Genomic DNA, 12970 nt, shown 5'->3' with positions numbered 1-12970 from the left:
GCTGTCCTTTGGCTGATGTGGAGAATCGCTTGACGCATCACAGCGTGCTGACGAGATGCCCGCCATCGACGGGCAACACGGCGCCGGTGATGTAATCCGATGCCCCCGATGCCAGCAGCAGCAAGGCGCCATCAAGCTGGGAGGGCTGTCCCAGGCGCCGCTGAGGGATCCGCCGGACCATCGCTTGCCCGCCGTCTGTCTGGAAGAAGGCGCGATTGATCTCAGTGGCGAAGTACCCCGGCGCCAGGGCGTTGACGCGGATGCCATGGCGTGCCCATTCCAGTGCCAGCGATTGCGTCAGGTGGATCAAACCGGCCTTTGCCGCCGTGTATGCGGGAACCTGCTGCGCCACCCGCAGCCCCAGAATGGAAGCGATGTTGATGATGCTGCCCTGCCGGCCAGCTTCGCGCATCTGCTGGGCGGCGTACTGCGCCACACGCCAGGCGCCGGTCAGGTTGGTATCGATGACCCGCGCCCAATCCTGCTCACTCGTCTCTAGCGCGGGCCCGGTGGTTGCGATGCCAGCACTGTTGACGACGATGTCCACGGTACCCTGCGCCTGCTCGGCCCGGAAGAAGGCGCCGGATACGGAATCGGGATCACACACATCCAGTTGAACCACACATCCGTCCGCGCCCGTCGCCCGGATCTCCGCCAGCAAGCGTTCCCCTTCGGCGAGTCGGCGGCCGGCAAGCACTACGCGGCATCCTGCGTTTGCCAGGGTCACCGCGAAGTGGCGGCCAAGCCCGCCGAATGCGCCCGTCACAAGTGCCACTTTGCCCTCCAAATCGGGAAAGACAGGTTGAGGACGAGGTGAGGAAGCCATACTTGCAGTCTCCTTGGACGCGGTCGTTGGAGCGCAGGTTAGGCCGTTGCGCCTGCCAAGCCAGCCACCCGAACGGGGAGGCACCCCACCATGCCCCCCCGAGGCAAACCTCGGGATGCCCGGTGCCTCCCCTGTTGGGGGGCTGGAAAGCCGCGCCATGGCGCTTACGCTGGCAGGCATCCGGCGTCCCTGGCGCTGCATGCAAGTCAGGGGCATGCTGCCCAGGCCGCTGCCACAGCGATCAAGGAGTTCCTCCGTGACACGGCCTACCCCAATCCCCCGCACGCCATCGGCGTACGCCTATCCGCTGCTGATCAAGCAGCTCCTGCACGCGCCGCTGGCGGTCAACCCGGAGCAGGAAATCGTCTACCGCGGTCAGGTCCGACACAGCTACTGGACCATGCGGCACCGCATCGGCCAACTGGCCAGCGGCCTGCAATCGCTCGGCATTGCACCGGGCGATACGGTGGCAGTCATGGACTGGGACAGCCACCGCTACCTCGAAAGCTACTTCGGCATCCCCATGATGGGCGCGGTGCTGATGACGGTAAACGTGCGGCTGTCGCCGGAACAGATAGCCTACACACTGAACCACGCTGGCGTCAGGCTGCTGATCGTCCATGCCGACTTTCTGCCAACGCTCGCCTTGATTCGCGCTCAGCTCGAAACCGTCGATCGCTTCGTTCTGGTCAGCGACGACACCTTCGCACTGAGCAACGCGCGCTTGCCCGATGGCTTCAGCGCCGAGTACGAAGCGCTGCTGGCGGCGTCGCCACCTGACTACGCCTTCCCGGATTTCGACGAGAACGCCCGGGCCACGACCTTCTACACCACAGGCACCACTGGGCTGCCCAAAGGGGTGTACTTCAGCCATCGGCAGATCGTGCTCCATACGCTGGCCACCATGGCGGCTCTGGCCGCTGCGCCCAGCCAGGGACGCGTGCATCGGGACGACGTCTACATGCCGCTGACGCCGATGTTCCATGTGCACGCGTGGGGGATGCCCTTTGTGGCAACGGCGCTTGGTGTGAAACAGGTCTATCCGGGCCGCTACGCCGCAGATCACCTACTGCGGCTGATGCAAGGCGAGCGGGTCACGTTCTCCCACGGCGTGCCCACGCTGCTCCACATGATCCTGTCGCACCCGGATTCGGCCGGGGTCGACCTGAGCGGCATGAAGATGATCGTGGGCGGTTCGGCGCTGCCGCGCGGCCTGGCGCAGGCCGCCATCGACCGCGGCATCGACGTGTTCACCGGCTACGGCATGTCTGAGACCTGCCCCATCCTCACACTGGCGCAGGTGAAGACCTCGCTGCTTGGCGATGCCGCCACCGAACTCGACCTCCGCACCAAGACCGGCTTGCCGGTTCCGCTGGTCGACCTGCGCATCGTCGATGACGAGATGCGCGACATTGCGCACGATGGCGAAGCCAGCGGCGAAATCGTGGTCCGCGCACCGTGGCTCACGCAAGGCTATCTCGGCGATGCGGCTGGGTCCGAGCACCTGTGGGCCGGTGGCTACCTCCATACCAACGACATTGGCTCGATCGACAGCGACGGTTATCTGAAAGTCACCGACCGCATCAAGGATGTAATCAAGAGCGGCGGCGAATGGGTGTCGTCGCTGGAGCTCGAAGACCTGATTTCGCGTCACGCCGCGGTGAGCGAAGTGGCCGTCATCGGCATCAAGGATTCACAGTGGGGCGAACGCCCCCTGCCGTTGGTCGTGCTGCGGCCGGGACAGTCCGCTGGGACGGAAGAAATCCAGGAGCATTTGCGCAACTTCGTCCGCCGCGGCGCGATCTCGAAGTATGCGATCCCGGAACGGGTGCTCTTTGTCGACGCAATCGAAAAGACCAGCGTGGGCAAGATCAACAAGCGCCTGCTCCGCGAAAAGTACCAGAACGCCCCGCCCCTTTCCCCTGCTTTCGGCACCCACCCATGAACCGGCGGCCAACGCCGCTGTGGCAAGTGCGTTATCACTAGAAAAACCGCTTCAGGAGACAAAGCAATGCAAGCTTCCACCATCACAGAGCGCATCAGACGCCATCCCAGGTTCGGCGAACTGGTCCGACGCCGCGCCCGCCTCTCGCGGGTATTGCTGGCCCTGGTCCTCGCCCCCTATCTCGCGCTGATGCTTGCGGTTGCGATGCAGCCCCAACGCCTGGCCGAGCCGCTTCATCCGGAAACACTGCTCAACCTTGGCATCGTCCTTGCCGTCGGAATCGTGCTGCTGGGCTGGGCCGCGACATGGTTTTACGTGCGCCGTGCCAACGGCAAGCTCGAGACGATGGTGCAGCAGATCCTGTCGGAGGCCGGACAATGAATCTCCAGGCCATTGCCATGTTCCTGCTCTTCGTCGCGCTGACGCTGGGCATCACGTACCGGGCCTCCTCGCGCACCCGGACTGCCAATGACTTCTTTACCGCAGGCGGCGGCATCACGGGTATGCAGAACGGCCTGGCCGTGGCGGGCGACTACATGTCGGCTGCCACGCTGCTCGGCGTAGTCAGCCTGGTCTATGCACGCGGTTTTGATGGGCTGCTGTATATCGTCGGGTTCTTCATCGGCTGGCCGGTCATGCTGTTCCTGATGGCCGAACGGTTGCGTAATCTCGGCAAATTCACCTTTGTCGACATTATTTCGGACCGGCTCGATCCCGTCAGCACGCGCTGCATTGCAGCGGCCAGCAGCCTGGTGGTGGTGCTGCTCTACCTGATCGTGCAAATGGTCGGCGCCGGCGAGTTGGTGCAGTTGTTGTTCGGCATCGACTATGCCTATGCCGTCGTCGGGGTCGGCGCGCTGATGATGATCTACGTGACTGTTGGCGGCATGATCGCCACGACATGGGTGCAGATCGTCAAGGCAGTGCTACTTCTGTTCGGCGGCTCGTTGCTGATGCTCCTGGCGCTGGGGCATTTTGGCTTCAGCCTTGAAGCGCTGGCTGCCAGGGCAATCGCGGTGCACCGCAGCGGCCCCGCCCTGCTCGCGCCGGGCACGCTGTTCGCCGATCCGGTCTCGGCGCTCTCGCTGTGCGTGGCCACCGTGCTCGGGCTGTCGGGACTCCCGCATATCCTGATGCGCTTCTTTACGGTGCCGAATGCGTGCGAGGCACGCAAGAGCGTGTTGGTGGCCAGCACCTGCATTGGCTACATGTTCCTCGCCATGTTTGCCATCGGTCTTGCGGCCATCGTGATCGTCGGTACCGAGCCGCGCTACTTCGAAGGCGGCCAGGTTGGCGGCAAGCTGCTCGGCGGCGGCAATATGGTTGCAATGCATCTCGCCAGCGCGACCGGCGGCAACCTGTTCCTCGGGTTCCTGGCGGCGGTCGCCTTTGCCACGATTCTCGCCGTGGTGTCTGGCCTGACGCTCGCGGGCGCTTCCGCGATCTCGCATGACATCTACGCCGGTGTCCTGCGGCGCGGCTCTACCACCGATGCAGCCGAGGTCTCCGTCACCAAAAAGGCCACGCTCGCCATCGGCATCGTCGCGGTGCTGCTGGGGATTGCCTTCAAGGGGCAGAACCTGGCGTTCCTGGTCGCGCTGGCTTTCAATGTAGCGGCATCGGCGAATTTTCCGGTGCTGGTGCTGTCGATGTACTGGCGCGGCCTGACCACCCGGGGCGCGGTCTGGGGCGTGGCGTCGGGCCTGGCGTCGTCGGTCGCGCTGGTGATACTTTCCCCCGCCGTCTGGAAGAATGTGCTGGGGCATCCTTCAGCCATCTTTCCGTACGACCACCCGGCCCTGTTCACGGTCCCGCTCGCGTTCCTGGTCACATTTCTGTGCTCGCGCTTCGACCGCAGCGCCAGGGCCGAGTCAGAGCGACTGGCCTTCGACGCGCAACTGGTCCGCGCACAGACCGGCCATGGAGCAGAGGCACCGTCCAGCCACTGAAACCCGGCGCATGACCCGGCGCGGGTTGCGCGCCAAACCGAGGTGCAACCCGCTGCGGTAGCCCCGTGCTAGGTCGCTGCAGGCGTCAGCGCGGCATAGAACGCCGCGTTGTCCCAGTAAGCTCGCATGAATTCGATCCGGCCATCCGTGTCCATACGAACGATAAAGACGTGCGGCAGCGAGAAGGACTGGCCTCGGCTTGCGATCCCGAGCACGTCCCGGGCCTGCGTGCCCGTGATGGTCACCTCGGCAATCGCGGTGCGCTGGTCATCGTCGCCATAGACCGCGGTGACCTGGTTGTTCAAGTCCGGGAAACCATCCATCAGTGCGCGCCAGATTGCCTTGCCGGCCTCGCCAACCGGCCCCTCCATTGCCATGGGGACATAGTCGATCCGCGCATCTTGAGAAAACATGGCAAGCATGCCGTCTATGTCATGCTCACGGTAGCGGGCGAAGAATGCCTTGACGATCTCGATCTGGTTCATCACGTATCTCCCTGGAAACACCCCCCGGCAAGCTAGCTCCGCGTTTCAGGGCGCTGCGCGACCCGAGGCAGGTCCCGACCCAGGCCGCTGCGGACCGCCTGGATGCGGGAGTTCACTTTCAGCTTCTCAAAGATATTCTTCAGATGCCACTTCACGGTTTCCGGGGCGACGCGAATGGCGCGGGCAATCTCCTTGTTGGAAAGCCCCCGTGCCACGTAGTCGAGAATTTCCACTTCACGGGCGCTTAGCCTGCTGGCGGACGCCGGCTCCACCTGGTCATCCGCGGCGTCTGGCGCGCGTGCCGGCGCATCGAAGCCCGCGCATAGCCTCCTCACATACCAGGGCTCAACCTCGGCCAGGCGGTCTTGCTGCTGACGCAGCGCGTCAAGGATTTCCCGGGCCGCAGGCCCGGCATCGAGAAACACGCGGTACAGACCGTTAGCCTGGCCATACGTGAGCGCGGCACGCATGGCCTCCACAGCCTCCACACGCTCGCCCGCACTGTGCAGGGCGACCGCCAGCATCACTGATATCTGGGCGGAAAGGTACTGCATGCCCGCCGCACGCAACTCAGCCTGCACGCCCCGCAAGATGGGAACCGCTTCCGCCGCCCGGCCACGCGCCACCAGCAGACGGCAATGCGCCATCTGGAAACGCTGCCAGGTCTCCAGGTAGCTGCCCTGCAAGCCCGCTGGCCGCTGCCCGACAAGCGCTTCCAACTCGTGGCCGATCCTCGTGGCGCGGCCCAAGTCGCCGGACCGGATACCGATCCGGATCGCCTCGGCCTTGCATGCGACCTGCATGCGCAGCCATCGGCGGCTTCTGGCAACGGCTTCCGCGTTTTCTACGACCCGATAGGCTTCGTCCTGCTTCCCCGCCAGCAGCCTCAGGCGCGCCAGCGTCACGCAGAAGCCGACCAGTGGCCCCAGCGAGCACGATTGCATCGCCATCTCGAGCCGCCCTTCCAGCAGTTCGGCGACCCGGTCCAGGTCATTCCATTCATAGTGGATGGCGGCCAGGTAGCCGACCGGGAGCACCGATGCGGCAGACTGCCGGCCGGCGCGCGCGTTGGATTCGCGCAGCACATCCTCCAGGGTCTGAACGGCCTCGCCCAGCCTGCCTTCCACGAACAAGCTGAGCCCAACCATGCTTTGCCGGTACACCTTGGCGTAGATCGGCGTATCAGCGCCGGTATTGAGGGTGAGCGTGCGCCGCAGGCGTTCGACCTCGTCAAACCCCGCTGCATAGCTGAGCCCGAAGATCTGTGTGGTCAGCCCGATGCCCTCTTCCCATGAGCCGGTTTCGGGGCCGAGCGCCAGCACCTTGCGGCCCATTTCCAATGAGAGTTCGCTTTCATCGGACAGACCCGCGATTAGCGCCGTGACCGCCTGCAACTCGACGCGCACTACCTCGGTCAAGGGCAGCCGCCCGTGGCCGATGTCCTCCTCGACCGCCTGCAACACCGCTTTGGCCGCCACTGTCTGCATCGTCAACGCGAGCGCCCAAGCCTGCGCCAGGCGCAGGCGCAGCCGGCCATGCACCGCCTCGGGGGGCAGCTTGGCAACCCAGCTCAGCACCGTCCGCACGTCGCTGGCCTCGACCAGGGTCATCGCGCATTGCTCGACCCAGCCGGCGGCGCGATCGACATCCCCCGCGGCCAAGGCATGCCGGACCGCTTCCTGCCACAGCGATTGCGCCGCAAACCATTCACTGGCCCGGCGATGCAGTTCGGCAACTTCGTGCGGACGCTCCCTGACCAGGCGTTTTCTCAGGTATTCGGCAAACAGCGCGTGATAGCGGTACCACTGGCCCTCGGCGTCCAGGGGTCTGACGAACAAATTCCGAGCCATCAGCCACTCGAAAGTGGCATGCGACTTGCTGGAGCCTGTCACTGCCTCGCACAAGGGCACCGACATTCGGTCCAGCACCGAGGTCTGCAGGAGAAAAGTCTGTAGCGGCTCGGGGACGTGAACAAATACGTTCTCGTTCAGATACGCTTCAACGCTGCGCCGGACGAATGGCAAGCGCTCGGCAAAGACGTCTGGCTTGTCGGTTGCGCTTAATGCAAAGGTCGCCAATTGCAAGCCAGCCGCCCAGCCTTCGGTCGCTCGAAGCAGGACCTCAGTCTGGGCAGCGCTCAGTTCATGCCCGGAAACGGCGGAAAAAAACGCCTGCGTCTCGGCGCTGTCAAAGCGCAGGGCTTCCGCATCCAGCATCAACAATTGACCCCGGGCTTCGAAGTAACTCAGCGGAAAGCCTGGCTCGCCCCGCCCCGCGACGAGTAAATGCAGGTTCTCCGGGGCATAGCGCAGCAGCCGGAACACCGCCTCGTGGATGGCGGGCGCTGCCAGCCGATCGAAATCATCCAGCACCAGCACCATCCGGCGCGGCAGCGCCAAGACCGCATTGAGTAGCTCGGCAAACATTGCGTCCGCCGGCGCCAACGGGTCCGGCGCCAGGCCGCACGGGATCTGAACGCCGGCCCGGCTGCAGGCATCCCTGGCCGCTGCGAGCAGGTAGGCGCCGAACTGGAAGAGATCGTCGTCGTCTCGGTCGATACTGAGCCAGCCAACGGCGCAGCCTTCCTGCGCCATGACCGTCTTCCATTCACTCAACAGCGAAGTCTTGCCGAAGCCGGCGGGGGCTACCAGAACCGTCAGCTTGCGTTCCATGCCAGGGCGCAACAGCTCGATGGCGCGCTTGCGACGGATATAGTGACGCGTTCTCGGCGGCGCCAGCTTTGTCAGGATCAAGGCTGGCCGCCATTGGGGCAGTTGCGCAGCGGCGACCGGCGATGATTGGGTCATGCGTGGCTCTTCCTAACGGCGGGTGCGACCACTACACGATCACACCCATTTATCCGCCTGCTCCCGGCGCACCATCTCGGCGGCTGAATCAGGCGTGATGGTTCGGTAGCGATGCGACGCGGCGGTGATGATATCGATCATGGCATCGATCATTTCCTGCGGGTCATGCTGGTTATTCAGCGCACGCTTTACCCGCGACTGCATCTCGGGGCACTTATGAAGCTTCTCCCCAAGACAAGAGGGTCTTCTTGCCACTCGGATCTAACTTTCCTTCACTAGGATCAGCCGAGCAGGTCTGGATGCGACTGTAACGGATGATCGCCGAAACGGAAGTCAAGCCACAAGGGCAGGAGATACCGTCAGCGGGGGGGACGGCGGGGGGCTTGGCCGGCGATGCCAACTCGCCGCTGTTTCCGGGCGTTGCTTTGTACTTCGGTGATACCTCCTGGGCTGATCCGAACGCCGCTTTCAGCATTGCCAGGACCTGTACTGGGTACCCCCCCCACTTAGGGAGGCTCCTTGCAAACACCGCAGCGATACGGGAATGATTGCGTCAGCGATGCGAACGGCGTGTCTCGCGTTTCCACTAACAGTTTCTCGCAAATGGGAATCGCAAGGCATAGATTGGTTCGCGCATCTTTAAGCACTCCGGCGCCGCCAGCTACGGGCCAGGCCTGGCTCGGCAAGCGCGAGATGAATCCAAGGAACCTGCCATGTCGACTATCTCAAGACGCTCCTTTGTCCAGTCCATCAGCGCCGCAACACTCGCGCCGGGGATGTTGCTCGCCTCGGCCGAGGCTGGAGCGTCCGAAAGCTCCGCTCTGCCCAAAGGGGCCGGCGCAAACTACGCCGATTACAAGCATATCCAGGTCACCAAGGACCGCCACGGCGTCGCCACCGTTACATTGAACTATGCGCCGCTCAACCTGCTCGATGAGGTACTGTCGGATGAGTTCGACCGCGTGACCCGCCAACTGGAACAGGATGCGGGGGTGCGCGTCATCATCCTGCAGAGCGCCGTTCCGAAGTTCTTTATCGCTCACTCGGGCTTGCGCCGTGTCGGCTCCGCACCGAAAACGACTTCGAATACACGTACCTTCCGCCTGACCCAGATGCTCGGCGAGCGCTTGCGCAACATGCCAAAAGCCGTGATCGCCAAGGTTGAGGGCATCGCCCGTGGCGGCGGCTGCGAGATCGCGCTGGCCGCGGACATGTGCTTCGCCGCGATCGGCAAGGCTGTGTTCGGCCAGCCCGAAGTCGTTTGCGGACTGGTCCCTGGCGGGGGCAACACACAGCGATTGCCGCGGCGCATGGGGCGCGCACGTGCCCTTGAGGTGCTGCTCGTCGGCGAAGACTTCTCGGCAGAACTGGCCGACCACTACGGCTATATCAATCGTGCGCTGCCGGCCGATGAACTGGGGCCATTCGTGGACAGGCTCGCACGCCGCATTGCGACCTTCCCCACCACCACCATCGCGCACCTGAAAAAGGCGGTGGACATGGGCTCAGACGTATCGTTCTCCGAAGGGTTGTTGGTCGAAGCGCATGAAGCCGATCTTTGCGTAGCCAACGAAGCGATACAGGCGCGTGTGAAGGCGATACTCAAAGCGGGCGCCGAGACCTACGAAGGCGAACTCCATTTCCCCGACCTCTCTGCCAACCTGCCGCCCGCCGATTAGGCGATCTACCTGCCTCCGAACGGTCATCGCCCGCCGGTGCGAAAAAGCGTTGATACGAGCGAGAGAGTGCAGTGCACATAGCAAGGTGCCGGAATGCATGGCTCCTGCTGGTGATTGGGGGATTTCCCCTCATCCTTAAAGCCGGTGGAAACTAAGCACCAAAAACCCGTTCATCCTTAGAAGGAAGCCCATCATGACGTCCCAGACCGACAGCAAGCAGCCGACGCCTGATCAAGCCGAGCGCAACGCATTCTTCCCCTCCCCATACTCACTCTCACAATTCACTTCGCCAAAGTCGAACCTCTCCGACGCCGACTATCCGGACGCTTATCAGGGCGGCCGCTGGAAAGTTCTGCTCGTCGCTGCGGACGAGCGCTATCTCCTCACCGGAAACGGTACCTTCTTCTCTACTGGCAACCATCCCGTCGAGACCCTGCTGCCCATGTATCACCTGGACCGCGCAGGCTTCGAGTTCGACATTGCCACGTTATCCGGCAACCCGGCCAAGTTCGAATGGTGGGCGTTCCCTTCCGAGGACGCCGAGATAAAGTCCCTCTACTCAAAGTACGAGCAAAAGTTCCAGCAGCCCCTCAAGCTTGCTGACGTGGTCAGTTCCTTGAACACGGATGCAAACTACATTGCCGTCTTCATCCCTGGTGGACATGGTGCCCTGATGGGGCTACCCTTCAGCGCAGATATGAAGGCAACGCTTCAGTGGGCCATGCAAAACGACAGGTTCATCATCACGCTTTGTCATGGGCCTGCCGCCCTGCTTTCCGCAAGCGTCGACGAACCTAACGGTGGAGATCTGTTCCGCGGCTACCGCATCTGCGCATTTCCAGATTCCATGGACAAGCAGACCCCGGATATTGGCTATATGCCCGGCCCCTTGCGTTGGTTCTTTGGCGAGAAGCTTGCAGCGATGGGAGTCGAGATCGTAAACACCAAAATCGATGGGAGTACTTTCCGTGACCGGAAGCTCCTCACAGGTGACAGCCCGTTCGCTGGCAACAATCTTGGCAAGCTGGCTGCGCGCGCGCTACTCGATGAAGTGCAGAGTACGGGTGGGCGCTAGTTGTGAGTCGTCAAGACGTTATCTCCTGACGCAGGTCGGGACATGCGCGCAAGGGCGCCGACACCGTTTGGTGGTCGGCGCCAATTGTTGAGGTATGGGGTCGGGCGCGACGCCCAACGGGCTATCCTCAACGCCACGCCTGCGTAAACTCGCTGATCACCCTCTCCAGGTGGTTACGCATTGCCGCCCGCGCCGCTGTCGCGTCGCGCGCCATCACCGCAGCGAAGATGCGCTGATGGTCTTCCTGCGATGCCTCCCGCAGCTCCGTGGTATGGAAGTGTTCCTCGATCTTGCCCCATAGCGGATCGCTGCGCCCGCTGTCCCACAGTGCGGTGACCATATGCAGCAGGACCCGGTTGCCGGTCGATTCGGCCAGGCACAGGTGGAACTGCCGGTCCGCCGCCTCGTTGGCCTGCTTGTTGTCCATGTGCTCGCGCATCAGGCTCAGGGCCGCGAACATACGGTCAAGGTCGCCGTCCTTGCGCTCGCTGGCCGCCAGGCCGGCGATTTCCGATTCAATCAGCGCCCGGGCGCGCAGCGATTCTATCGGCCCCGGCCGCCAGGGCATCTCGAACGGCTCGCGACCGGACGCGGGCGCTTCTGCGCAGACGTAGATCCCGGAGCCGCCGCGCACTTCGACCAGTCCCTGCACCTCCAGCGCGATGATGGCCTCGCGCACCAGGGTGCGGCTGACGCTGAACCGCTCGGCCAGCGTGCGTTCGGACGGCAAGCGCATGCCGGCGGAGAACTCGCCGGATGCGATCAATGCCTGCACCTGGCTGGCCAGGCTCAGGTACGAACGGTCGCTGGCCGCTGGCGGGTTCTCGAGTATCGGTCGGGTTGCAAGATCGCTGTGGGAATGTGGCATCGCAGGTAAGGCGGCGGCTGCCTAATGTGATCACCGGTTGACCACTCGCCACGAGAAGGTGGGCCTGGCAGCGCCTGATGCACACCATGGTAAACCATGACGGCAAAATCGGGCAACCTGTTCATAATTGGTGAACCAAAATATCCGATTCGGTACACCAGTGTGGCGTGGCCTACCGGCCATGACGCGCGCCGGTTCAGGCCGGATTGCCTTTCCGCTCTCTTCCGCCGCATCAGAGTCGCCCCAAGGAAGCCCACCCATGAAGATGTCGTTCCGCTGGTTTGGCCCGACCGACCCAATCCCCCTCGAATACATCCGGCAGATCCCGGGCATGACCCACATCGTCTCGGCCATTTACGACGAACCGGTCGGAGAGGTATGGCCGCTGGACAAGATCCTGGCGCTCAAGTCCACCATCGAGGCGGCAGGGCTGCAGTTCAAGGTGGTGGAGTCGGTTCCGGTCCATGAGGACATCAAGCTCGGCAAGCCGACGCGCGAGCGGCTGATCGCGAACTACCAGCAGACCATCAGGAACCTGGCCGCAGCGGGCATCGAGGTCATCTGCTACAACTTCATGCCGGTGTTCGACTGGACCCGTACGGAACTGGCAAAGAAGCTCGATGACGGCTCGACCTGCCTTGCCTTCAGCACCCGCGAGGTAGAACAGGTCGACGTCAGCCAGGGTATCGCCCTGCCCGGCTGGGATTCCAGCTACGCGCCAGAAGAACTGCAGTCGCTGCTGGCCGAATATCGTGGCATCGACGAAGGCAGGCTCTGGGAGCACCTGGAGCATTTCCTGCGCGCGATCATTCCGGTGGCCCAGGAGTGCGGCATCAAGATGGCCATTCATCCGGACGATCCGCCGCGCCCCATCTTCGGACTGCCGCGCATCGTCAAGAACCGCAACGACCTGGCACGCATCCTGGGGATGGTCGACACGCCGGCAAACGGTCTGACGCTGTGCTCCGGCTCGCTTGGCGCCGGCCCGCAGAACAACGTCGAGGCGCTGGTGCGCGAGTTCGGCGGCATGGGACGCATCCACTTCGCCCATATCCGCAACGTCAAGATCACGCCGCAGGGCGATTTCGAGGAAACCGCCCACCTGTCGAGTTGCGGATCGCTGGATATTGCCGCGATCGTCAAGGCGTACCACGACGTCGGCTTCCAGGGCTATTACCGCCCCGACCACGGCCGCATGATCTGGGGCGAGACCGGCAAGCCGGGATACGGCCTCTATGACCGGGCACTCGGCGCGGTCTATATCAACGGGATGTGGGAAGCGATGGAAAAGACGGCCTGAAACGCCGTGGGGCTGCGGCCCAGTCAAAACATAATC

At 63.5% G+C, this 12970-nt stretch carries 10 protein-coding genes; 6 read left to right on the top strand and 4 right to left on the bottom strand.

The window, feature by feature from the left end; genetic code table 11:
• Positions 1 to 37: 37 nt before the first annotated feature.
• A complete protein-coding gene (locus tag MKD38_RS10155; RefSeq protein ID WP_111520153.1) occupies positions 38 to 826 on the bottom strand; it encodes an SDR family NAD(P)-dependent oxidoreductase in 789 nt (262 codons plus the stop codon).
• 214 nt (positions 827 to 1040) lie between these two features.
• Here MKD38_RS10155 and MKD38_RS10150 point away from each other — a divergent pair, with 214 nt between their 5' ends.
• The 3 genes from MKD38_RS10150 to actP all read left to right on the top strand — a co-directional run bounded on the left by MKD38_RS10150 (position 1041) and on the right by actP (position 4720).
• Positions 1041 to 2771, top strand: coding sequence for a fatty acid--CoA ligase (locus tag MKD38_RS10150; RefSeq protein WP_371925676.1), 1731 nt, complete (start codon positions 1041 to 1043; stop codon positions 2769 to 2771).
• A gap of 66 nt (positions 2772 to 2837) precedes the next feature.
• Positions 2838 to 3152, top strand: a complete 315-nt coding sequence (locus MKD38_RS10145; RefSeq protein WP_111520151.1) for a DUF485 domain-containing protein — start codon at positions 2838 to 2840, stop codon at positions 3150 to 3152.
• The gene (actP, locus tag MKD38_RS10140) at positions 3149 to 4720 is read left to right on the top strand and encodes a cation/acetate symporter ActP (protein WP_252676728.1); all 1572 of its coding nucleotides are present in this window, start codon (positions 3149 to 3151) and stop codon (positions 4718 to 4720) included. The genes MKD38_RS10145 and actP overlap by 4 nt, the downstream gene beginning before the upstream one ends.
• Before the next feature lie 68 nt (positions 4721 to 4788).
• On the opposite strand, the gene MKD38_RS10135 is transcribed toward actP, so the two are convergent.
• Together MKD38_RS10135 and MKD38_RS10130 are read right to left on the bottom strand one after the other, a co-directional pair.
• Positions 4789 to 5205, bottom strand: coding sequence for a nuclear transport factor 2 family protein (locus MKD38_RS10135; protein WP_115699786.1), 417 nt, complete (start codon positions 5203 to 5205; stop codon positions 4789 to 4791).
• Positions 5206 to 5237: 32 nt separating this feature from the next.
• A complete protein-coding gene (locus tag MKD38_RS10130) occupies positions 5238 to 8012 on the bottom strand; it encodes a winged helix-turn-helix domain-containing protein (RefSeq protein WP_252676437.1) in 2775 nt (924 codons plus the stop codon).
• 713 nt (positions 8013 to 8725) lie between these two features.
• Between MKD38_RS10130 and MKD38_RS10125 the strand changes: the two genes are divergently transcribed.
• Complete coding sequence (locus tag MKD38_RS10125) at positions 8726 to 9691, top strand: enoyl-CoA hydratase/isomerase family protein (RefSeq protein WP_111520147.1); 966 nt, start codon at positions 8726 to 8728, stop codon at positions 9689 to 9691.
• Between the two features lie 193 nt (positions 9692 to 9884).
• Positions 9885 to 10766: a glyoxalase III HchA gene (gene hchA, locus MKD38_RS10120; RefSeq protein WP_252676435.1), complete on the top strand. Its 882-nt coding sequence runs from the start codon at positions 9885 to 9887 to the stop codon at positions 10764 to 10766.
• 127 nt (positions 10767 to 10893) lie between these two features.
• On the opposite strand, the gene MKD38_RS10115 is transcribed toward hchA, so the two are convergent.
• On the bottom strand, positions 10894 to 11634 hold the full coding sequence (locus tag MKD38_RS10115; RefSeq protein ID WP_252676433.1) for a FadR/GntR family transcriptional regulator: 741 nt from the start codon (positions 11632 to 11634) through the stop codon (positions 10894 to 10896).
• A 259-nt stretch (positions 11635 to 11893) separates the two neighbouring features.
• Between MKD38_RS10115 and uxuA the strand changes: the two genes are divergently transcribed.
• On the top strand, positions 11894 to 12934 hold the full coding sequence (gene uxuA / locus MKD38_RS10110; protein WP_252676431.1) for a mannonate dehydratase: 1041 nt from the start codon (positions 11894 to 11896) through the stop codon (positions 12932 to 12934).
• Positions 12935 to 12970 lie beyond the last annotated feature (36 nt).

Origin of the sequence: Cupriavidus sp. WGlv3 (assembly GCF_023952475.1) — a bacterium.
Classification (GTDB): Bacteria; Pseudomonadota; Gammaproteobacteria; order Burkholderiales; family Burkholderiaceae; genus Cupriavidus; species Cupriavidus phytorum.
Note: the sequence above shows the minus strand (reverse complement) of the source record. Positions and strands in the feature narration are given on the sequence as shown.